The sequence below is a fragment of the Streptomyces sp. NPDC053755 genome, from assembly GCF_040677675.1.
Taxonomy (GTDB): Bacteria; Actinomycetota; Actinomycetes; order Streptomycetales; family Streptomycetaceae; genus Streptomyces.
This window is the reverse complement of sequence record NZ_JBFASK010000057.1, coordinates 1-26,183: the sequence shown is the minus strand read 5'-3', so window position 1 is coordinate 26,183 and position 26,183 is coordinate 1. Positions and strand designations below refer to the sequence as shown.

Genomic DNA, 26,183 nt, shown 5'->3' with positions numbered 1-26,183 from the left:
TCCGCGCACTCCGTCGCCGACAGACCCTCCGGATGCGCCCGCAGGATGCCGTCCAAACCCCCTCTCCGGGCGGCGGCGTCCGGCGTTCCGGGCCTCCCGCACGCGGCCGACCCGGGTCTCCGGCCGTGGCCGGGTACGGGGCCCGGCGCGTGCCTGCGTACGCCGTCCCGCATGCCGGGCCCGCCCGGCCCTCCACCGGTCTTGGTGCGCACCGCTCGCCCGCCTACCGGGGAGCGCCCGTCTCCGCGCCCGGCTCACGACGGGCCCGTGCCTCCGCGCCCCACGCCGTCCCGTCTCCGGCGGCTCGGTCCCCGGAACGGGCACGCGAAGGGGCCCCGCCGTCCGGCGGGGCCCCTTCGTTCCACCCGGTCGGGCGGGGCCGGGTCACGTGCCGGCCGTCGGCTCCCGGCGGCTCGCGGACCAGGCCGACCACAGCTCGGCGTACCGCCCGCCCGCAGCGACCAGTTCGTCGTGGGTGCCGGTCTCGACGACGCGGCCCTGGTCGAGGACGACGACGCGGTCCGCCGTGGCGGCCTGGGGGAGCCGGTGGGCCACCATCAGGCCCGTGCGGCCCTCCAGGGCGCGCAGGGCGGCGGTCTCCAGGACGCGGGCGCCCGCGCTGCCGGCGTCGGCGGTCGCCTCGTCGAGGATGGCGATGGGCGGGTCGGTGAGGACCAGCCGGGCCAGCGCCAGGTGCTGGGCCTGGGTCACCGTCAGGCGGTGCCCGCCCTCGCCCACGACGGTGGCCAGGCCGTCGGGCAGCGCGTCGGCCCACTCCAGGGCGCCGACGTGGTCCAGCGCGGTGCGCAGCTCCTCGTCGGTCGCGTCCGGCCGGGCCAGCCGCAGGTCCTCCGCCAGCGGTCCGGCGAAGACGTGGACCTCCTGGCTGATCAGCGTGACCGCCGTGCGGACCCCGGCGGGGCCCAGCTCCCGGCTGTCCACCCCGCCCAGGGAGATCACGCCGGCCGCCGGGTCGTGGACGCCCGCGATGAGCTTGGCCAGCGTGGTCTTGCCCGCGCCGCTCGCTCCGACGAGGGCGACGCGCTCCCCGGAGCGCACCTCCAGGTCGACGTCGCACAGGACCGGGTGGCCGTCCACGTACGCGTGGCCGAGTCCCGACACCTTGACGGAGCCGTCGACCGGCGTGGCGGCCTTCGCCTCGGGCTCCCGTTCGGCCGGGAGGCTCGACACGCCGACCAGCCGGGCGAGACTCGCCCCGGCGGACTGGGCGTCGTCGATGAGGAAGAGCGCGGCGTTGATCGGGTTGAACAGGCCGTGGAAGTAGAGCGCCGCGGCGGTCGCCGTCCCGATGCTCACCGCTCCCGCGTCGACCAGCAGGAAGCCGGTGACCAGGATCGAGGCCATGCCCACGAACTCGGCGGCGTTCAGGCGGGAGAAGAAGCCGGAGATCAGGCGCATGCCGCCGGCGGCCAGGTCGACGGCCGCCTGGGACCGCCGCTCCAGCAGGTCCGTGTGCCGGTCGGTCAGGCGGAACGCCCGTACGGTACGGACCCCGCCGACGCTGTCGAGGAGCTGGTGCTGCAGGGCGCCGGTCGCGACCCGGTGCTCGGCGTAGATCTTCGAGGCCCGCGGGATGTACCAGCGCACGGTGAGGACGTGGATCGGCACGGCCAGCAGCACCGCCGGCAGGAAGCGCCAGTCGAGGACCGTCAGTCCCGCCAGGGTCAGGGCGATGGTGAGGAAGGCGCTCGCGAACTCGGGCAGGGCCTGGCGCACCGCGCGCGCGATCAGCGTGACGTCGCCGGTCACCCGTGAGGTCAGGTCGCCGGACCCGGCCCGCTCGACGCGTTCGAGCGGCAGCCGCAGCGCCCGCGCGATGAACCGCTCCCGCAGGTCCGCGAGGACCGTCTCGCCGAGCCGGGCGACGAGCGACTTGCCGATGGCGGTGGCGACGCCCCTGGCGAGGGCCACCACGAGGAGCAGCACCATGGGGACGGTGAGCGCGGCCGCGCCGCGCCGGTCCACGACCAGGTCGACGATGCGCCCGAGCAGCGGGGCGGTCAGCAGTCCGATGGCGGTGCCGACGACCAGGACCGTCACCGCGCCGACCGACAGCAGCCGGTGGCGGCGCAGCAGTTCCCTGACGACGGACAGGGTCTGCGCGCCGGTGGCGGTGGGCAGCAGCTCGCGTTCGGGCGTGCCGGGTCCGCTCATCGTCCGTCCTTCGTCCTTCGCCTCGGGGTGCCGCGTGTCCTGGTCGGGGCTGGTGTCCCGCGCGGTCGTCATGCCAGCACCGCCGCGCGGTACGTCTCGTGGGCGGCGACCAGCTCGGGGTGGCTGCCCTCGGCGGTCACGGCGCCGTCGTCGAGCACGACGACGAGGTCGGTTCCGGCGAGCAGGGCGGGGCTGGTGGTGACGAGGACCGTCGTCCTGCCCCGGCGCAGCTCCCGCAGCCGGGCGGCGATCCGGGCCTCGGTGACCGTGTCGACGGCCGTGGTCGGATCGTGGACGACCAGGACCGGGGGGTCGGCGGCGAGGGCGCGGGCGAGCGCCACGCGCTGGCGCTGGCCGCCGGAGAGCGACCGGCCCCGCTCGGTGAGCACGGTGTCCACGCCCTGGGGCAGGGCCTGGGCGACGTCGTCCGCCGTCGAGGCGGCGAGCGCAGGCCCGACGTCCACGGTGTCGGAGTCCGCCCCGGCCCGTACGTTGGCGAGGAGGCTGTCCTCGAAGAGGTCGGCGTCGTGGTGGGCGACCAGGATCGCCCGGCGCAGCTCGCCGGGGTGGAGGTCGGTCAGCGGGACGCCGTCGAGCTCGACGGTCCCTTCTCCGGGGTCGGCTTCGCGGCCCAGACAGAGCAGCAGGTCGTTCGCGGTGGCCGGGTCCCTGGTGACCACACCGACGACGCTGCCGGCGGCGATGTCCAGATCCACGCCCCGCAGGGCGCCGTGGGTGACCCCCCGCAGCCGCAGCCGTCCGGCGACCCGCTCGGGGAGGGCGGTCGTGCCGGCCGCGACCGCCGGGGGCGAGGCGAGGACGTCGGCGATCCGGTCGGCCGACGCGCGGGCCTGGGCGAACTCCCCGTTGACGTACGTGAGGAGCTGGAAGGGGCCGAGGAGGTACTGCGCGAGGCCGACCGCGGCCACCAGTTCTCCGACGGTGATCGTGCCGCGCATCGCCAGATGGGCGCCGAACAGGCCGATGACGGCGATGAAGACGCCCGTCAGGGCGAGGATCGCGCCGTCGTGCCACGCGCGGCTGTGGGCTGCCCGCAGGGCCGCGGCCAGGGAGCCGCGGCTGGTCTCGCGATAGCGGGCGACGGCCGCCGGTTCGGCGCCGATGCCCTTGAGGACGCGGAGCCCGGCGACCAGGTCGGCGGCGACACCGGACGCGTGGGCGGCGTGCTCCTGCTCGGCCTCGCTGCGCCGTTCGAGCGGGCGGCTGATGAGGTGGCCGATCCACAGCAGGGGCGGGACGCCGAGGAGCACGAGCAGACCGAGCGGGACGGAGGTGCGGAGCAGGGCCACCGCGCTGATGGCGAGGCCGGTCAGCGCGGACAGCGCGTAGGGCAGGGCGGAGGCCACCGAGCCGACCCGTCGGGCGTCGCCGGTCGCGACGGCGGTCAGCGCGCCGGTCAGCCGGCCGGTGTCGGCGCCGCCCCGCGGGTCGAGCACCCGGGCGGCGAGGTCCTGCCGGATCCGGTGCGCCGCGCTCTCGCCCGCGCCCTCGGTGAGCCGCGCGGAGATCCGGTAGCACGTAGACAGCACGAGGAACAGGACGGCGAGCACCAGCAGCCAGCGCAGGAGCGCACCGGACGAACCGGTCGCCACCGCCTCGTCGATGACCAGGCCGATGACGACGGGCACGAGGGCCTCGCAGGCCTGATGGGCCATGGCGAGGAGGGACGCTCCGCCCACACGGCGACGTTGGTCGCCGAGCGCTCTGCGGAGGACGTGGCCTCCCGTTGGGCCTCCAGCGGGCATGCGGATCCTCCACGAGACAGAGTGGGTGGTTAGGTAAGGCTACCTTAATTACCTTTGGAGCCAAGGGGTCGTGCGGGAGCGGGCGGGGGTACTGGTGTGCGAGCCCGCGCGCGAGGCGTGCGATCGCGTTGACCCGTCAGGACTGTACGGTTAGGCTCACCTAAGTTGCAGTGTTCATCGCGTCAAGTCGCCGACCGGCAGCACCAGTTTGACGCCTCGCGTACGTGGGGTGCGCCAACCACCGCCAGGGGAGTGGTCGTTGTCCGTCGAAATCCAGACGGCGTCCGGGAACGAGACCGGTGGTCCTGCCGGCCCCGCCGCGCCCACGGTCCGCCCGGCCGCCGTGGCCCTGCGCGGGACCGGGCTCCTGGTGACGCTCTGCGCGCTGGCCGTCGTCTGCCTGGTCAGTGTCTGGGTCGGGACCAGAGGCATCCCCTTCGCCTCCACCTGGGACCTGCTGTGGAGCCCTGACGGCTCGGAGACCTCCGTCATCGTCCACGAGTACCGCATCCCGCGCACCCTCCTGGGGCTCCTCGTCGGCGTCGCCCTCGGGCTGTCGGGCGCGCTGATGCAGGCGCTGACCCGCAACCCCCTCGCCGACCCCGGGCTGCTCGGGGTGAACCTGGGCGCCTCCTCCGGAGTCGTCGTCGCCATCGCCTTCGTGGGCGTGGCCTCGCCCCTCGGCTACGTGTGGTTCGCGCTCGCCGGGGCGGCCGCCGCGTCGGTCGGCGTCTACCTCCTCGGCTCCTCCGGACGGAAACCGGCCACCCCCGACCGGCTCGTCGTCGCCGGCGCGGCCGTCACCGCCGTGCTGTACGCCTTCAACTGGGGCGTGCTGCTCTTCGACCCGGAGGCCTTCGACCAGTTCCGCTTCTGGACGGTCGGGTCGCTCGCGGGCCGGTACGACGACATCGTCCTCCTGATCCTGCCGTTCGTCGCCGTCGGCCTGGTCGTCGCGCTCGCCCTGGCCCCGTCCCTCAACGCCCTGGCGATGGGCGAACAGGTGGGGCGCGCCCTGGGCGTGAACATCGGCCGCACCCGGGTGCTGGCGGCCCTCGCCGTGATGCTGCTGTGCGGGGCCGCCACCGCCGCGGTCGGACCGATCAGCTTCGTCGGCCTGGCCGTCCCGCACATCGCCCGGTTCGTCGTCGGCCCCGACCAGCGCTGGGTGTTCGCGTACTCGACGCTCCTCGCGCCCGTCCTGCTCATCGGGTCCGACGTCGTCGGCCGGGTGATCGGCGCCCCGGGCGAGGTGCAGGTCGGCATCGTCACCGCGTTCATCGGCGCGCCCCTGTTCATCGCGCTGTGCCGCCGTCGAAAGCTGGTCATGCTGTGAGCGTCGTACGGGAGGCGAAGTCCTCCGGCCCCTCCGCACCCGGTGACACCCCCGGCGGCACCGGCCCGGCAGCGGCGTCCGAGGAGACCCCGGCCCCACGCGTCATCAGCGGCCGGGTCGTCCGCGTCGCCGGTGTCTCCCTGCGCGTCCAGGGCCGCACCGTCACCGTCACCGCCCTGCTGCTCGCCGCGCTCGTGCTCGTCGTGGGCGTCACCCTGACCACCGGCGACTTCCCGCTCACCGTCGCCGAGGTGCTCCAGGCGCTGACCGGCGACGGGTCGGGAGCCGCCGACTTCGTCGTCAACACGCTGCGGATGCCCCGCATCCTGACCGCCGTCTTCGTCGGCGCCGCCCTCGCCGTCAGCGGGGCGATCCTGCAGAGCCTCACCCGCAACTCCCTCGGCAGCCCCGACATCATCGGATTCACCAACGGCTCCGCCGTGGGCGCGCTGGTCGTCATCATCCTGCTGCACGGCAGCATGACCCAGATCGCGTTCGGCGCGCTGGTCGGCGGCCTCGCCACGGCCCTCGCCGTCCACCTCCTCATGATCGGCCGGGGCCTTCAGGGGTTCCGCCTCGTCGTCATCGGCGTCGGCGTCAGCGCCCTGCTGCTCGCCGTCAACTCCTACCTGATCACCCGGGCGACCTTCCAGGAGGCGCTGGAGGCCCAGGCGTGGCTGATCGGCAGCCTCGGGAACCGGCTGTGGGTCCACGCCCAGGCGATCGGGCTCGCCCTCGCCGTCCTGCTGCCGCCCGCCCTGTTCCTCTCCCGGCGCCTGGCCATGGTGGAGATGGGCGACACCACGGCCATGGGACTCGGGGTCCACGTCTCCCGCACGCGCACCGCCCTGCTCGTCATCAGCGTCGCGCTCGCCGCGTTCGCCACCGCCGTGACCGGTCCCATCTGGTTCATCGCCCTCGCGGCACCCCAGGTGGTGCGCCGGCTCACCCGCTCGTCCGCGCCGGCGCTCCTGCCGTCCGCCCTCATGGGCGCCGTCCTGCTCACCGTGAGCGACCTCGTCGTCCAGCGGGCCTTCGCGCCCGCCCTCCTCCCGGTGGGCACGGCGACGGGCGCCATCGGCGGGCTGTACCTCATCTGGCTGCTGATCACCGAGTCGCGAAAGAGCCGCGCATGACCGCAACGAACCCCCCGCAGCCCCGGCTGCGCGCCGAGGACCTCACGCTCTCCTACGACCAGCGGACGGTGGCGACCTCCCTGAGCGTCGACATCCCCGACCACTCCTTCACCGTGATCATCGGCCCCAACGCCTGCGGCAAGTCGACCCTGCTCACGGCGCTCGCCCGGATGCTCAAGCCCAAGGCCGGCCAGGTCTACCTCGACGGCGCGGCCATCGCCTCGTACCGCTCACGGGAGGTGGCGCGCCGGCTCGGCCTGCTCCCGCAGTCGTCCAGCGCGCCCGGCGGCATCACCGTCGGCGACCTCGTGGCCCGCGGCCGCTACCCGCACCAGCGCCTCCTGAAGCAGTGGTCCGCCGAGGACGAGACGGCCGTGGTCGAGGCGATGCGCCAGACCGGCGTCCTCGAACTCGCCGACCGCCCGGTGGACGACCTCAGCGGCGGTCAGCGCCAGCGCGTCTGGCTCTCCATGGTGCTCGCCCAGCAGACCTCCATCCTGCTGCTCGACGAGCCCACCACCTTCCTCGACATCGCCCACCAGGTCGAGGTGCTCGACCTCTGCGCCGACCTGCACGCCCGCAAGGGACACACCGTGGTCGCGGTCCTGCACGACCTCAACCAGGCCTGCCGCTACGCCACCCACCTCATCGTGATGCGACCCGGCGGCGTCATCGCCGCCCAGGGCGACCCGGCCACCGTCATGACCGCCGAACTCGTCGAGGACGTCTTCGGACTGCCGTGCCGGATCATCGACGACCCCGAGACCGGCACCCCGCTCATGGTGCCCGCCGCCCCCCGCCGCCACGGGACACAGACCGGCCCGCACGGCTCCCGGGCCACCGCGGCCCCCGGCACCGTGCTCGCTGAAACGACCTAGGGGAACTGCCCATGATGCTGTGCACCAGGATCACCAACGCGCGCATCCTCACCATGGATCCCGACCACCCGGTCGCCCACGACCTGGGCATCTGGCACGGCCGGATCGTCGGCCTCGACGAGGCCGTGACCTCCCTGCCCGCCCGCGAGGTCGTCGACCTCCAGGGCGCCACGGTGCTCCCCGGGTTCATCGACAGCCATGTGCACCTGGCGTGGACCGGCCTGAAGGCCGCCTCCCCGACCCTCGCCGGCTGCGAGCGGATCGAGGACGCCCTCGCCGTCGTGGCGGAGGCGGTCTCCCGCTCGAGCGCGCCCGGCGCGTGGGTCCACGTCGGAGGCTACGACCAGCGGGCCCTCGGCCGGCACCTGACGGCGGCCGACCTGGACCGGGTCGCCCACGGCCGCAAGGTGTTCCTCATGCACACCTCCGGCCACGCCTGCGTGGTCAGCACCGCGGTCCTCGACCTTCTCCCGGCCGACGTGCCGCACGATGACGGCGTCCTCGTGGAGAGCGCGATGGGAGCCGTGCGGCGCCTTCGCCTCCCGTACTCCCAGGAGGAGCTCGCCGACGCCGTCGAGTACGCCGGCCGCCGGTGTCTCTCCGAGGGGATCACGGCCTGCGCCGAGGCCGGCATCGGCGGCGGCCTGCTCGGCCACAGCCCCGTCGAGCTGGGCGCCTACCAACTCCTGCGCGACCAGGGCCGACTGCCACTGCGCGTCCAGCTCATGCCCGGCGCCGACACCCTGCGCCCGGTCGGCGCGCACGAGCGGGACGGCATCCCCCGCGGCCTGGACCTCGGCCTGCGCACCGGCTTCGGTGACGACTGGCTGTCCGTCGGCGCGCTCAAGATCTACACCGACGGCGGCATGATGGCGCGTACCGCCGCCCTCACCGAGCCGTACGAGGGCACGGACCAGCGGGGGCAGCTCCAGGCCGACCCCGACCACCTCGCCTCCCTCATCGTGGACGGGCACCTCGCCGGATGGCAGCTCGCCGTCCACGCCATCGGCGACCGCGCCGCCGACCTCGCCCTGGACGCCCTGGAGCGGGCGCAGGCGCTGCGGCCCCGCCCCGACGCCCGCCACCGCGTCGAGCACGCCGGGCTCATCCGGCCCGACCAGCTTCCGCGCTTCGCCCGGCTCGGCCTCAGCGCCGTGGTCCAGCCCAACTTCCTGCGCTACTTCGGCGACGACTACGCGACGATCATGGGACCCGGGCGGGCGCCCTGGATGTACCGCGGACGGGGCTTCCTCGACCACGGGATCACGCTCGTCGGCAGCTCGGACCGGCCCGTCACCGACGGATCACCGCTGCGGGCCGTGCAGTTCATGGTCGAGCGCGCCTCCACCTCGGGCCGTCTGATCGGCCCCGAGGAGGGCATCACCGTCGACGAGGCGCTGCGCGCCTACACGGTCGCCGGAGCGTACGCCTGCCGGTGGGACGACACGGCCGGGAGCCTCAGCCCGGGCAAGCGCGCCGACCTGGTCGTCCTCGGCGACGACCCGCGGCGCGTCGACACCTCCCGCATCGGCGCCATCGAGGTCGTGGCGACCTACGTGGACGGACACGAGGCGACGGAGGGACACACACCGTGAGCGACTCCCTGGACCGGCTCTCGGCCCTCTGGCGGACCCCCGGGACCTCGCCGCGCTGGGTCATCTGGCACGCGGGCGGCGGCGACGTCATGGTCTTCGACAAGGAGTGCAACATCCCGTACGACGTGGACGACGCCGACCTCGCGGAGGTCCTGCGCCGGATGCGCGGGGCCGGGGTGCCGGAGTTCGACGACTACCCGGGCCGACGGTGCGGGTAGCGACGGCCCCGGCGCGCTGGGGCTCCGACCCATTGCCGTCGCCCTGGCGGGGCGGGTGCGGACCCCGTCTGTGGGCCGCGCGCGTGAGCGCGGAGGCGACGCGTGCCCACGCGCTGTCCGCGCTCCTCGACGACGCCGAGCGCGCCCGCTGCGGGTCCCTGCGCCGGGCGGCCGACCGGGACCGCTACCGGGTCGCCCACGTGGCGCTCCGTCAGCTCCTCGGCGCCTACCTGCGGCGCGATCCGGCGCGCGTGCGCCTCGCGCCCGAGCCGTGCCCGGGATGCGGTGGACCGCACGGCCGCCCGGCCGTGGCCGACCCGGGGCCCGTACCGCTCCACTTCTCCCTCTCGCACGCCGGCGACGCCGTCCTGATGGGCTTCGCGGACACCCCGGTGGGTGTCGACGTCGAGCAGTGGCCCGCGCCGGAGACGGCCGCGGAGGTCGGACAGCTGCTGCACCGTGACGAGCGTGCCGAACTGGCGGCCCTGCCGCCCTCGGACCGTCCCGCCGCCGTCGGACGCTGCTGGGCCCGGAAGGAGGCGTACCTCAAGGGGATCGGCATCGGACTGGGCGAGGACCTGTCCGTCACCTACGTCGGTACGGGTCCGGTGCCGGCGGACGTACCGGGCTGGTCGGTGACGGACGTGCCCACCCACCCCGGCTACGCGGCGGCCTGCGCGATCCGCGCGTAGCGGCGAGGCCCGACCGGTCGAAGTGCCGTACGGAGAGGCCGACTTGGTCATTTACTTAGGTGAGGCTAACCTGAGTCGTGAGAGTTTCACCGGGGTGACGCGGCGAACCGACCTCCCCTGTCGCGCGGTGAACCGAGGAAGGAAAGCCTTGATCACGGCCCCGCCGCGCACCGCCGCGCTGCCGCCCCGCGTCGCGCCCCCGCCCGGCCCCACCCCGTTCACCGTCCGGCCCGCCCGGCCCGGCGACGCCGTCGCGCTCGCCGCGCTGTCCGGGCCGTTCGCCCGCTCCGGCGCCCTCCGTGAGCGTTCGCGGTCCCAGTACGCCGCCCAGGTGGGCGACTTCCTCGTGGCCGAAGCCCCCGACGGATCCCTCGAAGGGTGTCTCGGGCTGAGCCTCCACGCCGCCGACCCGGCCGCCGGCCGCAGCGCCGCGGGCGTCCTCTACAACTTCTGCGTCGTCGCGCACCGGCAGGGCGGCGGCATGGGTGCCCGGCTCCTGCACGCGGCGGTGGCGAGGGCGCGAAGCCACTCCCTGCGGGCCCTGTTCACCGCGACGACCGGCAGCGGCCGCCTCTTCCTCCGGCACGGATTCGCCCCGGCCTGCCCGAACCTGGCCCCGACGGCCTGGGCGCGTTCCCTGGACCCCCGCCGGGACGCCCGCGTGCTCGCCCGCGCCCTGTGAGGAGCTGAGCTGACGGGACGCGGCGCCGGTACGGAGCCTCCCGTGAGGAGGGCACGGACGGGCGACCTCGTACGCCGGGCGAGCGTGAGGGGTCTCGCACGGCCGGGGCCCGCTCGCCGGCGCACGCGCTTGGGCGAGGGGCCGACGGCGACCACGCGTACCCGACGGCGCCCGCCCGGTCCACGCGCCCTTCCGTAGCACCGCAAGCCCCGCGGAGAGCGGCGCGGAGGCAACGCGACGGGCGGGCCCGCAAGCCGCGTCGGCTTCCGGGCCCGCCCCAGGCCGTGTCCGGGTGTCCCTGGCCGCCCCGTAAGGGTCAGGCGCCTCCGGCGGCCTCGAGGATCTTCGGCAGCGCCTCCACCAACTCGTCCACCTGACGCTCCGTCACCGTCAGGGGCGGCGCCAGCCGGACGACGGCCGGGCCGGCCGCGTTGACGAGGAATCCCGCTTCCTGCGCCGCCCGTTGGACGAGGGCCGCGCGCGGTGCGGTGAGCACGACGCCCAGCAGGAGGCCAGCGCCCCGCACCTCGGCGACCCCGACACGGCCCGGCCCGCGGGCGCCCCCCACGCCCTCCCGCGCCTCGACGCCCCGGCGCAGCCGGGCACCCACGCGGACGGCCCGGTCGAGGAGTCCCTCGGCCTCGACGGTCTCCAGGACGGCGAGCCCGGCCGCGCACGCCACCGGATTACCGCCGAAGGTGGATCCGTGCTCGCCGGGGCCCAGCAGGCCGGCGGCCCCGCCGAAGGCGACCACGGCCCCGATCGGCAGTCCGCCCCCCAGGCCCTTGGCGAGGGTGACGACATCGGGCTCGACGCCGTCGGCGGCCTGGTGCGCGAACCAGTGGCCGGTGCGGCCGACGCCGGTCTGCACTTCGTCCAGGACGAGCAGGCTCCCGGCCGCCCGGGTGATCTCCCGGGCGGCGCGCAGGTACCCCTCGGGCGCCGGGACGACCCCGGCCTCCCCCTGCACCGGTTCGAGGACCACCGCCGCGGTCCGCGTCGTGACGGCCGCGCGCAGGGCGGCCACGTCGCCGAACGGGACGTGCGTGACCTCGCCGGGCAGCGGCAGGAAGGGAGCCCGCTTGGCGGGCTGCCCGGTGAGGGCCAGCGCTCCCATGGTGCGCCCGTGGAATCCGTCCGCCGCCGCGACGAGGTGCGGCCGCCCGGTCCTGCGGGCGATCTTGAAGGCGGCCTCGACCGCCTCCGTACCGGAGTTCGCGAAGAAGACCCTGCCCGGCCTGCCCAGCAGGCTCAGCAGCCGTTCGGCCAGCGCGACCGGCGGTTCGGAGACGAAGAGGTTCGACACGTGCCCCAGCCGGGCGATCTGCGCCCGGACGGCGCAGACGACGGCGGGATGGGCGTGGCCCAGGGTGTTGACCGCGATGCCGCCGGTGAAGTCGGTGTAGGCGCGCCCGGCCTCGTCCCACACCGTGGCGCCCTCGCCCCGGACAAGAGCGAGCGGGGGAGTGCCGTACGTGTCCATCATGACCGCGCGCCAGCGGTCGGCGAGGGGCGGCGGCCCGAGGATGTCGCTCACGCGCCGACCTCCTCGGCCTCGGCCCGCGGGCTCGTGCTCCGGTCGGGGTCCCCGCCGGCGTCCCGGTCCGCTCCCGGGCCGTGTGCCCCCACCGCCACCGCGGCCGCGTCCGGCACGACGGTCGTGCCCGGGCCGTTCTCGGCGAAGACGCCGCGCAGCAGGGCGTGCGGCACCCGGCCGTCGATGACCTGGGCCCTGCGGACCCCCGCCCGCACCGCTCGCAGGCAGCCCTCCATCTTCGGGAGCATGCCACTGGCGAGCCCGGGGAGCATCGCGTCCAGCTGCGCGGCCGTGAGGCGCTCGATGATCTCGGTGCTGTGCGGCCAGTCCGCGTACAGCCCCTCGACGTCGGTCAGCACCACCAGCCGCTCCGCTTCGAGGGCCACGGCCAGCGCGGAGGCCGCGAGATCGGCGTTGACGTTGTAGACCGCCCCGTCCGTGCCCCGTGCGACGGGCGAGATCACGGGGATCCGGCCCTCCTCGAGCAGGGTGCGCACAGTGCGGGGCTCCACGTCGACGACCTCGCCGACGAGGCCGATGTCCACGGGCCTGCCGTCCACCCACGCGGGTCTCCGCACGGCGGTCATGGTGTGCGCGTCCTCACCCGACAGGCCGACGGCGAAGGGGCCGTGGGCGTTGAGCGCGCCGACGAGCTCCCGCTGGACGGAACCGGTCAGCACCATGCGGACGACGTCCATGGTCTCCGGTGTCGTCACCCGCAGGCCCGCCTCGAAGCGGACCTCCAGGCCGAGGCGGTCGAGCATGGCGCTGATCTGCGGACCGCCGCCGTGGACGACCACCGGTCGCAGGCCCGCGTGCCACAGCTCCACGACGTCCTGGGCGAAGGTCCGGTAGAGCGCCGGGTCCACCATGGCGTTGCCGCCGAACTTGACGACGACCGTCCGGCCCTGCAGCTCCTCCAGCCAGGGCAGGTCGGTGGCGGCCGGCTCGGCGGCACGGTCGGCGCCGGCGCCGGGCCGGCCGAGGGGCGGATGTCCCGCCCCTGTCGTCCACGGGCCGCTCATGAGCTGTACGCGCTGTTCTCGTGGACGTACTCGGCGGTGAGGTCGTTGGTCCAGATCACCGCCGAGGAGTCGCCGGAGCAGAGGTCCACCGTGATCGTGACGAGGCGTCCCGACAGGTCGACCTTGTCCCGCGACTCGCCCGCCGCGCTGTTGCGGCACACCCACACGTCGTTGATCGCCACGTCCAGGCGGTCGGGATCGAAGGCGGCCGAGGTCGTACCGATGGCGGACAGCACCCGGCCCCAGTTCGGGTCCTCCCCGTGCAGCGCGCATTTGAGGAGGTTGTTGCGGGCCACGGACCGGCCCACCTCGACGGCGTCGTCCTCGGTGGCCGCGCCGACGACCGTCACCTCGATCTCCTTGGACGCGCCCTCCGCGTCCGCCACCAGCTGGCGTGCCAGGTCCAGGCACACGGCGTGCACGGCCGCCGCGAACTCCTCCGGCTCGGGGGCGGCCCCCGAGGCGCCCGAGGCGAGCAGCAGGACGGTGTCGTTGGTGGACATGCAGCCGTCGGAGTCCACCCGGTCGAAGGTGGTGCGCACCGCCGACCGCAGCGCCGCGTCGAGGCCGGCCGCGCTCACGTCGGCGTCGGTGGTGAGGACGACCAGCATGGTGGCGAGGCCGGGCGCGAGCATGCCCGCGCCCTTCGCCATCCCGCCCACCGTCCAGCCGGACCGGGAGGCGACGGCGGTCTTGTGCACCGAGTCCGTCGTCTTGATGGCGACGGCGGCGTCCTGGCCGCCCTCCGGAGACAGCCGGCCGCCGGCCGCGGTGATGCCCGCCATGAGGCGGTCCATCGGCAGCCGCACGCCGATGAGGCCGGTGGAGCAGACCGCGACCTCGGAGGGGGGCGCGTCCACCACCCGGGCCGTGTGTTCGGCCGTCAGCAGCGCGTCCACGGCGCCGGCCTGTCCGGTACAGGCGTTGGCGCCGCCGGAGTTGAGGACGACGGCCGAGATCCGGCCGTCCGCGAGGGCGCGCCGGGACCAGCGTACGGGCGCGGCCTGCACGCGGTTGGAGGTGAAGACTCCGGCGGCGGCGCGGGACGGCCCACGGTTCACCACCAGGGCCAGGTCGCGGGCGCCGGAGTCCTTGATCCCGGCGGCCACACCGCAGGCGAGGAAGCCTCGGGCAGCGGTCACACTCACGGAGCCACTCCATTCGTGGGCAGGCCCAGCCGTTCCGGCAGGCCGAGGGCGACGTTCATGCTCTGCACCGCGCCACCCGCGGTGCCCTTCGTCAGGTTGTCGACGGCGCTCACGCAGACGAGCCGGCCGGCGTCCTGGTCCAGGGCGATCTGCACCTGGACGGTGTTGGAGCCGAGGACCGCGGCCGTCGAGGGCCACCGGCCGGGCGGCAGCAGACGGACGAACGGCTCGTCGGCGTAGGCGGCTTCGTAGGCCGCGCGCGCGGCCCGCGGTCCGGCGGCGGCCGCCTCGGGACGGAGGGCGGCCGAGCAGGTGGCGAGGATGCCCCGGGGCATGGGCGCCAGCGTGGGGGTGAAGGAGACCCTGACGTGTTCGCCGGCCACCGCGGAGAGGTTCTGGATCAGCTCGGGGGTGTGCCGGTGGCCGCCCCCGACGCCGTACGGGCTCATGGAGCCCATCACCTCCGCTCCGAGGAGCTGCTGCCGCAGCGACCGGCCGGCGCCTGACGTACCGCTCGCCGCCACGACCACGGCTTCCGGCTCCACGAGCCGGGCCGCGTAGGCGGGGAACAGCGCGAGCGTCACCGCCGTGGGGTAGCAGCCCGGCACGGCGATACGCCGCGCGCCCCTTAACTCGTCCCGTGCGCCGGGTAGTTCGGGGAGGCCGTAGGGCCAGGTGCCGGCGTGTGCGGAGCCGTAGAAGCGCTCCCAGGCCGCCGGATCGCGTAGCCGGAAGTCGGCGCCGCAGTCCACGACGAGCGTGCCGGGGTCCAGTTCGGCCGCCAGCGCGCCCGACTGACCGTGCGGCAGGGCCAGGAACACCACGTCGTGACCGTGCAGGGCGAGCGCCGAGGTCGGGGTCAGGACGCGGGCGGCGAGCGCGGTCAGATGCGGCTGTACGGAGCCCAGCGCCTGGCCCGCGTTGCGGTGCGCGGTCACCGCGCCGATCTCGGCCTCGGGGTGCTCGACCAGCAGGCGGAGGATCTCCCCGCCGGCGTAGCCGCTGGCACCGGCCACCGCGACCTTCAAGGTCATCTCGATCCGTCTCTCTCGTTACGTGTGGGGGCTGCTGTCGCGGGGCGGGCGCGACGGGGTCGCCGCCGGGCCCGTCCGGTCCGGCCCCGGGGCGGGGACAGGCTCGCGGGGTGCGGTCACGCGTCCCTGCGGAGGCCGCGCGGCGACCACCTGTTGAGCAGGAGGTCGCGCATCAGGGACTCCGTCGTGCACACCACACCGCTGCGGGCGGCCCACCGCAGGGCCATGGCGTGCTCCTCCGGCGAGAGGTCCGCCACGGCGTCGGCGACGACGAAGGGCTGGATGTCGTTCATGAAGGCGTCGGCGGCGGTCAGCAGGACGCCGAGGTGGGCGTACACACCGCAGACGATCAACTGGTCACGGCCCTCCTCCCGCAGCAGCCGGCCGAGGTGGCTGCGGAGGAAGGCGTTGGGGCGCACATTGGCGAGTACGTGTTCGCCCGGGCGGGGTGTGAGCGGCTCGACGATGGCCGCCGCCCCGTCCGCGTCCCCTATGCCGGGACCCCAGACGTCGGCCACCAGGCCCCGCTGGCCCGGACGCTGGGCGGCCGGCTCGGCGCTGAAGACGACCGGCAGGCCGAGCGCACCGGCGAGTTCGCGCAGGGCGGCGATGTTGTCGACCAGCTCCACGACCGGCGATCCTCCGGCGGAGTACGGCTCCACGAAGTGGTTCTGCATGTCGAGGACCAGGAGCGCGGCGCGGCCGGGGTCGATGGTCCAGGAGGCGCAGGAGCGGGGAAGCGTGCCGGGTCGCGGCATGGGGTAGGGGTCGATGGCCGGCAGACCCATGGTGATTCCTCCCCGGATGACGAGGGCGAACGCGATGCGCGCCCCACGATCACTTCTTAGCTGAGCCTAACCTAAGTTCGGTCGGTGGTGGGTCGATCGCGTACGGCTCGTCTCGCGCCCAACCGCCCTTCCGTAGAAGCGGTCTGACGGAACGTGACACGAAGGGGAACGCGCTGCGGCTCGGCCGTGTACGGCAGGCCGCGGCCGGCGGCGAGTCGTAGGTGAGGGGTCGGTGTGCGGGCGGTGAGGCGGCGGGACGCGCGGGCGCTCGTCCTCCGGCCCGTTCACCCGAGGGTCAGGACCGGGCGGAGGGGTGCCCCTGGTGCGCGCAGCGAGGCGTCGTGAGGAGCCGGCGGACCTGTTCTCCCGCCTCGGCCGCGTCGCGGGCGGTGACCGGGAAGAGAAGGCGCAGGTCGCAGTGGCCCTCGCGGTACTCACAGCGCAGGGTGATGCCGTGCCGGTCCACCGCGAGGGGCATGGCCCGCACGACCCCGTGCGGCAGCCGCGAGCCGGCCAGGACGACGAGGTCCGCCACCATGTCCCCGTGCGCGTCCGCGAGATGGGTCAGCATCGCGGCCTCCTCGACGGCGAGCGGGTCGGGTTCGGCGAGGGCGAACTCGTCGAGGCCGGCCTCCCGGGTCCCCGCCGGGGTCCGCAGGGTCACGCGCGCCAGGTCGAGCCGCAGCGCGTCGTCCTCCTGTGGCCCGGCCGGGGTGAGCCAGCCGGAGATCGTCACCCTCGCCCGTACGCGGTCCCGGAGCGCCGTCGGTGCGATGTCGGTGAACTCCAGGAGGGCGGCGAGGCTTCCGCGGGGCGCCGTGGCGATCTGTGCCGCCAGCGGGCTGTCCGCCGGGGGGCGGAGCGTGATCCGTCCCTTCCTGCCCACCGCGTGCATGCCGATCAGGTCGTACTCCTGTCCGTCGGTGGTGAGTGACAGGGAGACGGCCCGCGCGAGGACGGAGCGGACCAGCTCCGCCGCGGTCTGCTCGGGCAGGACGGTGTCGGGGGCGGCGCTCACGTGAACTCCTCGCGGGACGGGGATGGATGGAGGCTCCGGTCGAGACGCCAGGGCGCCCCGAGTGAGGTAAGGCTAACCTAACCTGCGTCCGCTCGTGCGTCCAGATCCCGGTGAGCCGCGTCGGCCTCGAGGGGGAGGGGGTGGTGGAAAGGGTGTGGCCAGAGGGGAGTGGAGTGGTCGGTGAGCGCCTCGCGCGTCCTCGATGGACCGCCTTTTGCTAAATGGTTAGGTTAGGCTAACCTTCTGCTCGTGCAAGCTGGTGAAGAGAGATCCGCGGCCGGACGCCCCCGCGGCCATGAACTGTCCGCCACGGACGTCACCGTGGCGTACGACGGCGTCGACGTCGTCCACGGCGCCTCGATGACGCTGCGGCCCGGCGAGGTCACCGTCCTCGTCGGCCCCAACGGCAGCGGCAAGTCGACGCTCCTGCGCACGATCGCGCGCCTTCAGCGGCCTCGTACCGCGACGCTCGTCATCGACGCCGACACGGACGGTCTCGCCCTGTCGCCCCGTGAGTTCTCGCGACGGGTCGCCCTGCTGACACAGGGCCGACCCACGCCGAGCGGCCTGACCGTACGCGACGTCGTCGAGTTCGGCCGCTACCCCTACCGGGGCCGCTGGGGCCGGACGGACCCGGACGGCCGCGCCGCGGTGGACCGCGCGCTCGCCCTGACCGGCGTCGCCGAGTTCGCCGAACGCGGCGCCGAGCACCTGTCCGGCGGGCAGCTCCAGCGCGTATGGCTGGCCGGCTGCCTCGCCCAGGAGACCGGCGTGCTCCTCCTCGACGAACCGACCACCTACCTGGACCTGCGCTACCAGGTCGAACTCCTCGACCTCGTACGGGACCTGGCGGACGACCACGGCATCGCCGTCGGCGCCGTCCTGCACGACCTCGACCAGGCCGCGGCCGTCGCCGACCGGATCGTCCTGCTCCGGTCGGGACGGATCGTCGCCGACGGCCTCCCCCACGACGTACTGACGGCCGAGCGGCTGACCGACACCTACGGCATCCGCATCGAAGTCGACACCGACACCCTCACCGGCCGGCTGCGCACCCGCGCGATCGGCCGCCACCACACGCGAAGCGAAAGGCTCGGCACCTCCTCATGAGACGCCTCCTCCTCACCGCGGCCGCCACCGCCGCGGCCCTCACCATGACCGCCTGCGGGACGACCGAGCCCGCCGCCGACGGCGACGCCAAGAAGACCGCCGAGCGCATCACGATCACCGACGACTCCGGCGGCAAGCTGGAGCTCGACGGCCCCGCCAAGAAGGTCGTCGCGACCGAGTGGAACGTCGTCGAGAGCCTCGTCTCGCTCGGTGTCGCCCCCGTCGGCGTCTCCGACGTCAAGGGCTACAAGATGTGGGCCTCCGCCGTCCCGCTGAAGAACGAGCCCAAGGACATCGGCACCCGCGGCGAGCCGAGCATGGACACCATCGCCGGCCTGGCTCCCGACCTCATCGTCGCCACCACCGACCTGCCGCCGGCCGCCGTCAAGCAGCTCCGCAAGGTCGCCCCGGTGCTGGAGATCCGTGCGGCCGACGCTGCCGACCCGATCGGCCGGATGACGAAGAACCTCGACCTCATCGCCCAGGCCACCGGCACCACCGAGCAGTCCGCCAAGCTCAAGAAGCAGTTCGAGGCGAAGATCGCGGAGGGCAGGAAGGCCCTCGCCGGCGCCGGTCTCGGCGGCGCGCGCTACGCCTTCGCCGACGGGTACGTCGTCTCCAACCAGGTCTCGCTCCGCCCCTTCACGAGCGGCTCGCTCATCGGCGCCGTCAGCGAGAAGCTCGGCCTGAAGAACGCCTGGACCGTCAAGGGCGACGAGGCCTACGGCCTCGGCGCCACCGACGTCGAGGGCCTCACCAAGCTCGGTGACGTGCAGTTCGCCTACATCGGCAACAACGGCGACGCGTCCAGCACCCCCTTCACCGGCGTCCTCGCCAAGGACAAGGTCTGGACCTCCCTGCCCTTCGTGAAGAAGAACGACGTCCACCGTCTGCCCGACGGCATCTGGATGTTCGGCGGACCCGAGTCCATGAACACGTACATCGACGCGGTCGTCACCGCCCTGACGAAGTAGGACCATGGCCGTCACCGCGACCACCCCCGCCACCCGTCCCGCGGCGGCCGTGTCCCGTACGGGCGCGGCCGCGGTGACGGCCGGCCTCGTCCTCCTCGTCACGGTCCTCGCGGTCGTCGACATCACCCAGGGCACGGCCGCCGTCGGCGCGCCCGAGGTCTGGAAGGCGCTCACCGGCCGGGCCGACCCGTCCGACGCCTCCGTCGTCATAGCCTCCCGACTGCCCCGGGCGGTCGCCGGACTCCTCGTCGGCGCCGTCCTCGGCATGGCGGGCGCCGCCCTGCAGGCGGTCAGCCGCAACGTCATCGCCTCGCCCGACACCCTCGCCGTCAACGCCGGCTCCTATCTGGCCCTCGGAGTGGCCGCCGTCACCGGCGTCACGCTCCCGCTGGTCGCCGGCGCCGGCGTCGCGTTCGCCGGCGGACTCGCCGCGGCGGCCGTCGTCCTCGGCCTGTCGGGCCTGGGCGCGGGCACCGTACGGCTCGTGCTCGCCGGAAGCGCCCTCACCCTCGGCCTGACCGCCGTCACCGAGGGCCTGCTCCTGCTGTTCCCCCGGGAGACCGAGGGTCTCTACCAGTGGAACCAGGGCAGCATCGCCCAGAACGGGTTCGACGGCGTGCTGCAGTTGGCGCCCGTCTGCCTCGTCGGCCTGACCGGGCTCCTCCTCGTCGCCCGCCGGGTCGACACCCTGGCCCTCGGCGACGACGCGGCCCGCGGCCTCGGCGTCCCGGTCCGCGCCACCCGTGTGACGGCGGTCGTGCTCGCCGCCATGCTCTCCGCGGCGGCCGTCACCCTCGCCGGACCGATCGGCTTCGTCGGCCTGTGCGCCCCCGCCCTGGTCCGCCCCCTCGCCCGCCGCGTCCGCGCGTTCCACAAGACCCGGTCGAGCCTTCCGGTCACCGGCCTCGCCGGCGCCGCCCTCGTCCTCGGCTCCGACGTGCTCCTGCGCTTCCTCGTCCCCGCGGACGTCGCCGTCGCCGTACCCACCGGCGTCGTCACCAGCCTCGTCGGCGCCGTCTTCCTCATCGTCATGGCCACCCGGGTCCGCGACACCGCGGGCGCCGCGGCGGCCGAACGGCTGCGTATCAGAAGCCGTACGGTCTTCCTCGCCACCACGGCCGTCCTCGTGGCCGTGCTCGTCGGCGTCGCCATCGCCTCCGTGCTGCTGGGCGACACCAAACTGCTCCTCGGTGACGTCGTGAACTGGACGCAGGGCAGGGCCGGCCGTGCCGTCTCCTTCGTCCTCGACACGCGGGTGCCGCGCGTCGTCGCCGCACTCCTCGCCGGCGCCGCCCTCGCCCTGGCCGGAACGCTCGTCCAGGCCGTCACGCGCAACCCGCTCGCGGAACCCAACATCCTCGGCGTCACCGGCGGCGCGGCGCTCGGCGCCGTCCTCCTGGTGACCACGGTCCCCCTGGCCTCGCCGTGGAGCGTGGCGGGCGCGGCGTTCGCGGGCGCCGCGATCACCGCCACGATCGTCTTCGGGCTCGCCGCCCGGGGCGGCTTCCGGCAGAACCGGCTCGTCCTCATCGGCTTCGGCGCGGCCACCGCGACGGCCGCCCTGGTCAGCCTGCTGATCATCCTCACCGACCCGTTCAACGCGACCAAGGCGCTCACCTGGCTGTCCGGCTCCACCTACGGCCGGACCTTCCCCGACGTGGTGCCCCTCGCCGGGGTCCTCGCCGTCGGCGTGGTCGTCGCCTTCGCCCGGCGCACCGAACTCGACCTGGTCTCCCTCGACGAGGACACGCCCAGGCTCCTCGGACTCGACGTCGGGAAGGGGCGCCTCGGCTTCCTCGTCCTGAGCGTCCTCCTCAGCGCCACCGCGGTCTCCGCCGCCGGCACGATCGGCTTCGTGGGCCTCGTCGCCCCGCACGCCGCCCGCGCCCTGGTGGGCCGTCAGCACCACCGGGTCGTCCCCGTGTCCCTGCTCCTCGGCGCGCTGCTCGTCTGCGTCGCCGACATGGTGGGCCGCACGGTGATCGCCCCGGCCCAGCTCGGCGCGGGCCTCATGACCGCCGCCATCGGCACGCCGTACTTCCTCTACCTGCTCGTCCGCAGCCGCCGGTAGGGCGCGTGCCGGACGGCCCCGGCCGGCACCGGGGGAGCCGGGACCGCCGCGTCGGCTCTCCCCGCCTCGTACCCGCTCACGGAGCCGGTTCGAGGCCCCAGGCGGCGGCGCGCGCGGCGGCCGCCGCGCGGTTGGGGAGGCCCAGCTTGGCCAGGATGTGCTCCACGTGGGTGGCGACCGTGCGCGGGGTGATGTGCAGCCGCGCGGCGATCTCCCGGTTGGTGTGCCCGCCGGTGAGTTCGGCCAGCACCTGCCGCTCGCGCGGCGAGAGCCCGCCCGGGCACGCGTACGCCCCGGTCCGCCCCGCCTCCGCCGCGGGGCGGCCGAACGAGTCCGTGACCATGGCGAGCGACTCCGTCAGCAGCGTCACCACCGCGCGTGCCGGGTCCCTCGGGCTTCGCGGACGTCGGGTGCTGACGTTGAGCATGCCGACGTACCGGCCGTCCGCCGAGAACAGACACTGCGCGACGCCGTCCTCGACGCCCAGGGGCCGCAGCACCTCCCGGAAACCCGGCGAGGCCGCGAGGAGCGGCCGCGGGACGTCCCGCATCCACAAACCGCCCCGCCCCGGCTCCCGGAGCACCGCGAACACCGGGTCCTCGTGGAGACGCGTCTCGATGTACGCCGTGGCGTCGTACGGGTAGTCGCCGGCCAGCGTGGTGTGGCGCCGCCGCAGCGGATCCCACCGGGTCAGGGAGGCGTGGTCGTACTCCATGACCTCGGCCAGCGCCGCCAGGACCGCGTCGGCTCCGGCGGTGCCGTCCGCCGCGCTCCTGGCCGTCTCGCGTACGCGGAGGGCCGCGTCGAGCACGGCCGCGGTGCTCCGTTCGGCTGTCATGCCACCAGGATGATCATGTGCCCGACCGGGGTCAAACGGGCATGGCGTCGTACACGACGCGGCCGCCCATCACGGTGAGAAGGACGGGCATATCCGGAATGTCGTGCGGATCGGCCGTCAGCAGGGCTCCCGCGAGAACGCACAGATCGGCGGCCTTGCCCACCTCCAGCGAGCCCTTCCAGTCCTCGGCGAAGTCCTGCCAGGCCGCGTCGACGGTGTACGTGCGGATCGCCTCCGCGAGCCCGATGCGCTGGTCGGGGCCGCTGATCCGGCCGGTGCCCTTCGACTCCCGCAGCAGCATCGTGGCGACACCCTGACGCCAGTCGGGGAAGGTCACGGGCGCGTCGGAGCCGCTGGCCACCCGTACCCCCGCGTCGATGGCGTCGCGGTAGGGCCAGGCGTAGGCCGCCCGTTCCGGCCCGACGAAGTCCTCCTCCATGTCCGCGACGGTCCACTTGATCGTGGGGTTCATGTTGACCCCGAAGCCGAGTCCGGCCAGGGCCTTCATGCTGCGCGCGCCCAGGAAGTCGCCGTGGATGACGTAGTGCCGCGGATCGGGGCGCGGATGCTCGGCCACCGCGGCGGCGAAGGCGTCGACGACGGTGTCGATCGCACGGTCACCGGTGACGTGGACGCCGAGCTGGTACCCGGCCGCGTGCGCGTGCCGGATCATCGCCCCCATCGCGGCGACGCGTTCGGCGTCCGTGCCGCCGCCGACGCAGAGGGAGCCGCAGCCGCCGCCGACGTACGACTCGTGCATCCAGGCCGTCCTGTTGGGGACGATGCCGTCGGCGAAGACCTTGACGCCCAGGATCCGCAGCAGCCGCGGATCGGTGCCATCCGGGACGTCCAGGGAGTCCAGGGCCCGCGCGAACTCCTCGGCGGTGCTCGCCATCCCGGCCGGCAGCAGGAGGACGCCGACCCGAGCGGTCAGTTCGCCGTCGTCCAGCAGCCGCCGGTACACGTCGAGGGTGGCCGGTCCGAGCGTGCCGCGTGAGATGCCGTCCCCTCCGGGCCCGAGCCCCGGCTCCGTGAAACTGGTGATCCCGAGCCCCGCGAGCGTGGCCAGGGCCGCCTTCACCGCGGCGGTCCGCGTCTCCAGTGGGAGGGCGGGGAGCGCCTGCTCGACGAGGGCCTGCGCTCCCTCCAGCAGGAGCCCGGTGGGATCTCCCGCCGCGTCGGCGACGACGGCCGCCCCCGGCGGGGCGACGGTGTCCCGGTCGATGCCGGCGAGCCGCAGGGCATGGGAGTTGACCCAGGTGGCGTGACCGGAGAAGGAGTGCAGCAGGACCGGGTGGTCCGGGCTGACGGCGTCGAGGTCGTGCCGGGTGGGCAGCCGGGAGGGATCGGCGACGCACTCGTCGAGAAAGCCGGGATCCCAGCCGCCGCCGACGATCCACTCGCCCGCGGGGACCCGCCCGGCCGCCTCGCGGACGGCCACGGCCACCTCGGCCAGCGAGCGCACCGCGGGGTGGCCGACGTCGAGCGACAGCGGCGGCCGCGTCAGGCCGAACGCACACCCGTGGAGGTGGGAGTCGTTGATGCCGGGGAGCAGCGTCGCGCCCCCGAGGCGGACGACCCGGGTGGAGGGACCGATGAGCGGCGTGACGTCCTCGCGGCCGCCGACGGCGCTGATGACCCCCTCCGTGACGGCGAGGGCCGAGGCGACGGTGAAGTCGGGGTCGACGGTGAGTACCTGTCCGTCGAGGAACACGAGATCCGCGTCCGTGGTCACTGCGGAGTCCTTTCGGTAGGGCGGCGGGCGTGCGCGCCCGCCGTGCGGGCGGCGTCCGGCCGCCCGGGTGCCGGTCCGGAAGAACTCTGCGCGCGGCGCCCCACCCCGCACATCGGTCATCCGACCGATACGGGCGCGGCCGAGGTGACGAGGGAGAAGGCGGCGTCCGATGCGAGGCGCCGCGGTCGAGCCGGGCCGCGCGCGTGACGTACGTCTCCCCGGCAAGGCGGCCGGCTCCGAGTCGCCGTCAACCCCCGCCACGGGCACGGGGATGCGCACGGCCGGAGGGGCTCCACCCCCGGCCGCTCGGCGGAATCGGCGCGAGTCACGCATACGTTCGGGACAGCCGGGCACGCGAACGTCAGCCATAGACGGCGGACGGAGACAGAATCTCCAGGCCGATCTTCCGGGCCCTACAGGCGGGATCATGAACACGACTGACAAAGAAGGCGACAAGAAGACCGGCGAGCGCGTCGACATCGCCACGGCAATGCGCCGGGCCTCCGCTCAACTCTCCGAACTCCTCGGGTGCGAAACGGGATCGGTCTCTTCGGTGAAAGCCACCGACGAAGGCTGGTCCGCCGACGTGGAAGTGGTCGAACTCGAAAAGATTCCGGACACGATGAGCGTCATGGCGTCCTACCACGTCGCTCTCGACCCCGAGGGCCGGCTCATGGGCTACGAGCGCACGAAACGCTACGCCCGAGGCCAGATCGACCGCCGCTGACGGCGGACGGGCGCGCCGACGCCCCCCACACGGGTGGCCGGCCGCCACAGGCATCACCGGAAGGAGTTTCACCGTGACACTCGTCCAGCAGAGCAACGCAACGAGCGGCGGAAGCGGCTCGGGAAATCTCTACGACGTTCTGGAACTCATTCTCGACCGGGGTCTCGTCATCGACGCGTTCGTACGCGTCTCCCTGGTCGGAATCGAAATCCTCAAGATCGACGTCCGTGTGGTCGTCGCCAGTGTGGACACCTATCTGCGGTTCGCCGAGGCGTGCAACCGACTCGACCTGGAATCGGGCCGCAAGGCTCCCACGAAGCTCACCGACATCGTCGGCGACATGACCGAGAGCGGAGCCAGGGGAAAGTCGAAAGGCGCGCTGAGCGGTGCCGTCGAGGCGTTCACGGACTCCCTGAAGAGCAAGAACGACGAATCCGAGGAAGAGCCGCGGAAGCAGCCGGCGCGCAAGTCCACGTCGAGCCGCTCGTCCGCCCGACGCGAGGAGTAGCAGGTGTCCACCTACGTATACGCCATCACCTCAGCCGACCACCCTCTGCGCCTGGACGACCTCCAGGGCGTCGGCGAACCGCCGTCACCCCTGCGGGCCGTGACCGCGGACTCGGTGGCCGCGGTGGTCAGCGACGCCCCCGAGGGGCTGCGCGCCAAGCGACGTGACGTGCTGGCCCACGAGCAGGTCCTCGAAGCCCTGATGTCGGACGGGGCGACCCTGCCGATGCGGTTCGGACTTCTCGGCCCCGACGACGCACGGGTGGCGGAGGTGCTCGGCCGGGAGGCCGACGCGTACCGTCAGCGGCTGGCCGAACTCGACGGCCACGTCGAGTACAACCTCAAGGCGGCCCGCGACGAGGAGGACCTGCTGCGCGAGATCATGGCCCAGTCCGAGCAGGTCCGGGAGCTCAACGAACGAAGCCGCTCGGAGTCGGCGACGCACGACGACCGGATCGCGCTGGGAGAGCTGGTCGCCAACGAGGTGGTCGCCCGCGGCGGCAGCCAGGCCGAGGCGACCCTGGAGCGGCTCTCCCCGGCAGCGACCCGGGCCTCCCGGGCCGAACCGGGATCGAGCCACTTCCTCAACGTCTCGTTCCTCGTCCCGGCCGGCTCGGCGGACGCCTTCGTACAGGCCGTGAGCGCGGAGGCCGACCGCCTGGGTGACGCGTACACCTTCACCCTGACCGGTCCGCTCCCGCCGTACAGCTTCGTGTGACCGTCCGGGACGGAGGTACCGACCATGGGGCTCATCACCGGCGTTCTGACCTTCCCGATGGCCCCCCTGCGCGGTACGGCCTGGGTGCTCGACCAGGTGGTGCTCGCCGCCGAGCGGGAGTACTACGACCCCGAGCCCGTACGCAGGCAGCTGGCCGCACTCGCCGGGGAGCTGACCGAAGGCCGCATCGACGCGGAGGAGTTCGACCGGCGGGAGGACGAGCTGCTGGACCGCCTCGACGAGATCGAGGAGTACCGGCGACGGGCGGGCGGCTCATGACCGCCTCCGGGGACGGCCGGCCCGGCGCGCCCCCGGTGCGGCGGCCGTGACGCCCGGTGCCCGGCCCCCGGCCGGTCCGATGCCCGGCCCGGCGGGGGACGGCGGCCGCGACCCGCGTCGCGGCGGATCGGTAGAGCACACGACTGAAATCCAATCACTCCGCGATGCAGCTGGGTTGCCGGCTTGTGCGTGGCTT

General features: G+C 74.1%; 24 protein-coding genes. 14 read left to right on the top strand and 10 right to left on the bottom strand.

The window, feature by feature from the left end; genetic code table 11:
* Nucleotides 1-384: 384 nt before the first annotated feature.
* Both AB0K65_RS31005 and AB0K65_RS31000 read right to left on the bottom strand, forming a co-directional pair.
* Nucleotides 385-2,175 (bottom strand): ABC transporter ATP-binding protein, encoded by a 1,791-nt coding sequence (locus tag AB0K65_RS31005; protein ID WP_365722391.1) that lies wholly within the window; start codon nucleotides 2,173-2,175, stop codon nucleotides 385-387.
* Between the two features lie 68 nt (nucleotides 2,176-2,243).
* Nucleotides 2,244-3,941 (bottom strand): ABC transporter ATP-binding protein, encoded by a 1,698-nt coding sequence (locus AB0K65_RS31000; protein WP_365722383.1) that lies wholly within the window; start codon nucleotides 3,939-3,941, stop codon nucleotides 2,244-2,246.
* A gap of 259 nt (nucleotides 3,942-4,200) precedes the next feature.
* On the opposite strand from AB0K65_RS31000, the gene AB0K65_RS30995 reads away from it, so the two are divergent.
* From AB0K65_RS30995 to AB0K65_RS30965, 7 genes are all read left to right on the top strand, one after another.
* Nucleotides 4,201-5,277 (top strand): iron chelate uptake ABC transporter family permease subunit, encoded by a 1,077-nt coding sequence (locus AB0K65_RS30995; RefSeq protein WP_365722381.1) that lies wholly within the window; start codon nucleotides 4,201-4,203, stop codon nucleotides 5,275-5,277.
* 104 nt (nucleotides 5,278-5,381) lie between these two features.
* Nucleotides 5,382-6,413 (top strand): iron chelate uptake ABC transporter family permease subunit, encoded by a 1,032-nt coding sequence (locus AB0K65_RS30990; protein ID WP_365722389.1) that lies wholly within the window; start codon nucleotides 5,382-5,384, stop codon nucleotides 6,411-6,413.
* Entirely contained in the window at nucleotides 6,410-7,291 is an 882-nt protein-coding gene (locus AB0K65_RS30985) for an ABC transporter ATP-binding protein (protein ID WP_365722379.1), read from the top strand. The genes AB0K65_RS30990 and AB0K65_RS30985 overlap by 4 nt, the downstream gene beginning before the upstream one ends.
* A gap of 14 nt (nucleotides 7,292-7,305) precedes the next feature.
* Nucleotides 7,306-8,886, top strand: a complete 1,581-nt coding sequence (locus AB0K65_RS30980; RefSeq protein WP_365722387.1) for an amidohydrolase — start codon at nucleotides 7,306-7,308, stop codon at nucleotides 8,884-8,886.
* Complete coding sequence (locus tag AB0K65_RS30975; RefSeq protein ID WP_365722377.1) at nucleotides 8,883-9,104, top strand: hypothetical protein; 222 nt, start codon at nucleotides 8,883-8,885, stop codon at nucleotides 9,102-9,104. Before AB0K65_RS30980 ends, AB0K65_RS30975 begins: the two co-directional genes overlap by 4 nt.
* An 83-nt stretch (nucleotides 9,105-9,187) precedes the next feature.
* Nucleotides 9,188-9,796 (top strand): 4'-phosphopantetheinyl transferase superfamily protein, encoded by a 609-nt coding sequence (locus tag AB0K65_RS30970; RefSeq protein WP_365722375.1) that lies wholly within the window; start codon nucleotides 9,188-9,190, stop codon nucleotides 9,794-9,796.
* A 178-nt stretch (nucleotides 9,797-9,974) separates the two neighbouring features.
* Nucleotides 9,975-10,478, top strand: coding sequence for a GNAT family N-acetyltransferase (locus AB0K65_RS30965; protein WP_365722385.1), 504 nt, complete (start codon nucleotides 9,975-9,977; stop codon nucleotides 10,476-10,478).
* Between the two features lie 316 nt (nucleotides 10,479-10,794).
* On the opposite strand, the gene AB0K65_RS30960 is transcribed toward AB0K65_RS30965, so the two are convergent.
* From AB0K65_RS30960 to AB0K65_RS30935, 6 genes are all read right to left on the bottom strand, one after another.
* Entirely contained in the window at nucleotides 10,795-12,015 is a 1,221-nt protein-coding gene (locus tag AB0K65_RS30960; RefSeq protein WP_365722373.1) for an acetylornithine transaminase, read from the bottom strand.
* Entirely contained in the window at nucleotides 12,012-13,040 is a 1,029-nt protein-coding gene (argB, locus tag AB0K65_RS30955; RefSeq protein WP_365722372.1) for an acetylglutamate kinase, read from the bottom strand. Before argB ends, AB0K65_RS30960 begins: the two co-directional genes overlap by 4 nt.
* Nucleotides 13,037-14,188, bottom strand: coding sequence for a bifunctional glutamate N-acetyltransferase/amino-acid acetyltransferase ArgJ (gene argJ, locus AB0K65_RS30950; RefSeq protein ID WP_365722371.1), 1,152 nt, complete (start codon nucleotides 14,186-14,188; stop codon nucleotides 13,037-13,039). The genes argB and argJ overlap by 4 nt, the downstream gene beginning before the upstream one ends.
* Nucleotides 14,185-15,222, bottom strand: a complete 1,038-nt coding sequence (gene argC, locus AB0K65_RS30945) for an N-acetyl-gamma-glutamyl-phosphate reductase (RefSeq protein WP_365722369.1) — start codon at nucleotides 15,220-15,222, stop codon at nucleotides 14,185-14,187. Before argC ends, argJ begins: the two co-directional genes overlap by 4 nt.
* Nucleotides 15,223-15,338: 116 nt before the next feature.
* Complete coding sequence (locus AB0K65_RS30940; protein WP_365722367.1) at nucleotides 15,339-16,010, bottom strand: isochorismatase family protein; 672 nt, start codon at nucleotides 16,008-16,010, stop codon at nucleotides 15,339-15,341.
* A 295-nt stretch (nucleotides 16,011-16,305) separates the two neighbouring features.
* Complete coding sequence (locus AB0K65_RS30935) at nucleotides 16,306-17,028, bottom strand: DUF2470 domain-containing protein (RefSeq protein ID WP_365722365.1); 723 nt, start codon at nucleotides 17,026-17,028, stop codon at nucleotides 16,306-16,308.
* 249 nt (nucleotides 17,029-17,277) lie between these two features.
* On the opposite strand from AB0K65_RS30935, the gene AB0K65_RS30930 reads away from it, so the two are divergent.
* Genes AB0K65_RS30930 through AB0K65_RS30920 form a run of 3 tightly spaced genes read left to right on the top strand, consistent with a single transcriptional unit; the run spans nucleotide 17,278 to nucleotide 21,183 of the window.
* Nucleotides 17,278-18,138 carry an ABC transporter ATP-binding protein gene (locus AB0K65_RS30930; RefSeq protein WP_365722363.1) on the top strand — a complete coding sequence of 287 codons (861 nt, stop codon included), beginning with the start codon at nucleotides 17,278-17,280 and terminating at the stop codon, nucleotides 18,136-18,138.
* The gene (locus tag AB0K65_RS30925) at nucleotides 18,135-19,112 is read left to right on the top strand and encodes an iron-siderophore ABC transporter substrate-binding protein (protein WP_365722361.1); all 978 of its coding nucleotides are present in this window, start codon (nucleotides 18,135-18,137) and stop codon (nucleotides 19,110-19,112) included. The genes AB0K65_RS30930 and AB0K65_RS30925 overlap by 4 nt, the downstream gene beginning before the upstream one ends.
* 4 nt (nucleotides 19,113-19,116) lie before the next feature.
* Nucleotides 19,117-21,183: an iron ABC transporter permease gene (locus AB0K65_RS30920; RefSeq protein ID WP_365722360.1), complete on the top strand. Its 2,067-nt coding sequence runs from the start codon at nucleotides 19,117-19,119 to the stop codon at nucleotides 21,181-21,183.
* Between the two features lie 76 nt (nucleotides 21,184-21,259).
* On the opposite strand, the gene AB0K65_RS30915 is transcribed toward AB0K65_RS30920, so the two are convergent.
* On the bottom strand, nucleotides 21,260-22,021 hold the full coding sequence (locus AB0K65_RS30915) for a LuxR C-terminal-related transcriptional regulator (protein WP_365722359.1): 762 nt from the start codon (nucleotides 22,019-22,021) through the stop codon (nucleotides 21,260-21,262).
* A gap of 31 nt (nucleotides 22,022-22,052) precedes the next feature.
* A complete protein-coding gene (locus AB0K65_RS30910) occupies nucleotides 22,053-23,756 on the bottom strand; it encodes an amidohydrolase (RefSeq protein WP_365722358.1) in 1,704 nt (567 codons plus the stop codon).
* 427 nt (nucleotides 23,757-24,183) lie between these two features.
* Here AB0K65_RS30910 and AB0K65_RS30905 point away from each other — a divergent pair, with 427 nt between their 5' ends.
* From AB0K65_RS30905 to AB0K65_RS30890, 4 genes are all read left to right on the top strand, one after another.
* The gene (locus tag AB0K65_RS30905; protein WP_365722356.1) at nucleotides 24,184-24,483 is read left to right on the top strand and encodes a gas vesicle protein; all 300 of its coding nucleotides are present in this window, start codon (nucleotides 24,184-24,186) and stop codon (nucleotides 24,481-24,483) included.
* A 73-nt stretch (nucleotides 24,484-24,556) separates the two neighbouring features.
* Nucleotides 24,557-24,991 carry a gas vesicle structural protein GvpA gene (locus AB0K65_RS30900; protein WP_365722354.1) on the top strand — a complete coding sequence of 145 codons (435 nt, stop codon included), beginning with the start codon at nucleotides 24,557-24,559 and terminating at the stop codon, nucleotides 24,989-24,991.
* A gap of 3 nt (nucleotides 24,992-24,994) precedes the next feature.
* Complete coding sequence (locus AB0K65_RS30895; protein WP_365722352.1) at nucleotides 24,995-25,708, top strand: GvpL/GvpF family gas vesicle protein; 714 nt, start codon at nucleotides 24,995-24,997, stop codon at nucleotides 25,706-25,708.
* 24 nt (nucleotides 25,709-25,732) lie between these two features.
* Nucleotides 25,733-25,987 carry a gas vesicle protein GvpG gene (locus AB0K65_RS30890; RefSeq protein WP_365722350.1) on the top strand — a complete coding sequence of 85 codons (255 nt, stop codon included), beginning with the start codon at nucleotides 25,733-25,735 and terminating at the stop codon, nucleotides 25,985-25,987.
* Nucleotides 25,988-26,183 lie beyond the last annotated feature (196 nt).

Excerpts from the sequence above, each read along its gene's own strand:
- AB0K65_RS30920 (WP_365722360.1), top strand. The coding sequence starts at position 19,117 with ATGGCCGTCACCGCGACCACCCCCGCCACCCGTCCCGCGGCGGCCGTG.
- AB0K65_RS30905 (WP_365722356.1), top strand. The coding sequence starts at position 24,184 with ATGAACACGACTGACAAAGAAGGCGACAAGAAGACCGGCGAGCGCGTC.
- AB0K65_RS30890 (WP_365722350.1), top strand. The coding sequence starts at position 25,733 with ATGGGGCTCATCACCGGCGTTCTGACCTTCCCGATGGCCCCCCTGCGC.
- AB0K65_RS30940 (WP_365722367.1), bottom strand. The coding sequence starts at position 16,010 with ATGGGTCTGCCGGCCATCGACCCCTACCCCATGCCGCGACCCGGCACG.
- AB0K65_RS30985 (WP_365722379.1), top strand. The coding sequence starts at position 6,410 with ATGACCGCAACGAACCCCCCGCAGCCCCGGCTGCGCGCCGAGGACCTC.
- argB (WP_365722372.1), bottom strand. The coding sequence starts at position 13,040 with ATGAGCGGCCCGTGGACGACAGGGGCGGGACATCCGCCCCTCGGCCGG.
- AB0K65_RS31000 (WP_365722383.1), bottom strand. The coding sequence starts at position 3,941 with ATGCCCGCTGGAGGCCCAACGGGAGGCCACGTCCTCCGCAGAGCGCTC.
- AB0K65_RS30915 (WP_365722359.1), bottom strand. The coding sequence starts at position 22,021 with ATGACAGCCGAACGGAGCACCGCGGCCGTGCTCGACGCGGCCCTCCGC.
- AB0K65_RS30980 (WP_365722387.1), top strand. The coding sequence starts at position 7,306 with ATGCTGTGCACCAGGATCACCAACGCGCGCATCCTCACCATGGATCCC.
- AB0K65_RS30925 (WP_365722361.1), top strand. The coding sequence starts at position 18,135 with ATGAGACGCCTCCTCCTCACCGCGGCCGCCACCGCCGCGGCCCTCACC.
- argC (WP_365722369.1), bottom strand. The coding sequence starts at position 15,222 with ATGACCTTGAAGGTCGCGGTGGCCGGTGCCAGCGGCTACGCCGGCGGG.
- AB0K65_RS31005 (WP_365722391.1), bottom strand. The coding sequence starts at position 2,175 with ATGAGCGGACCCGGCACGCCCGAACGCGAGCTGCTGCCCACCGCCACC.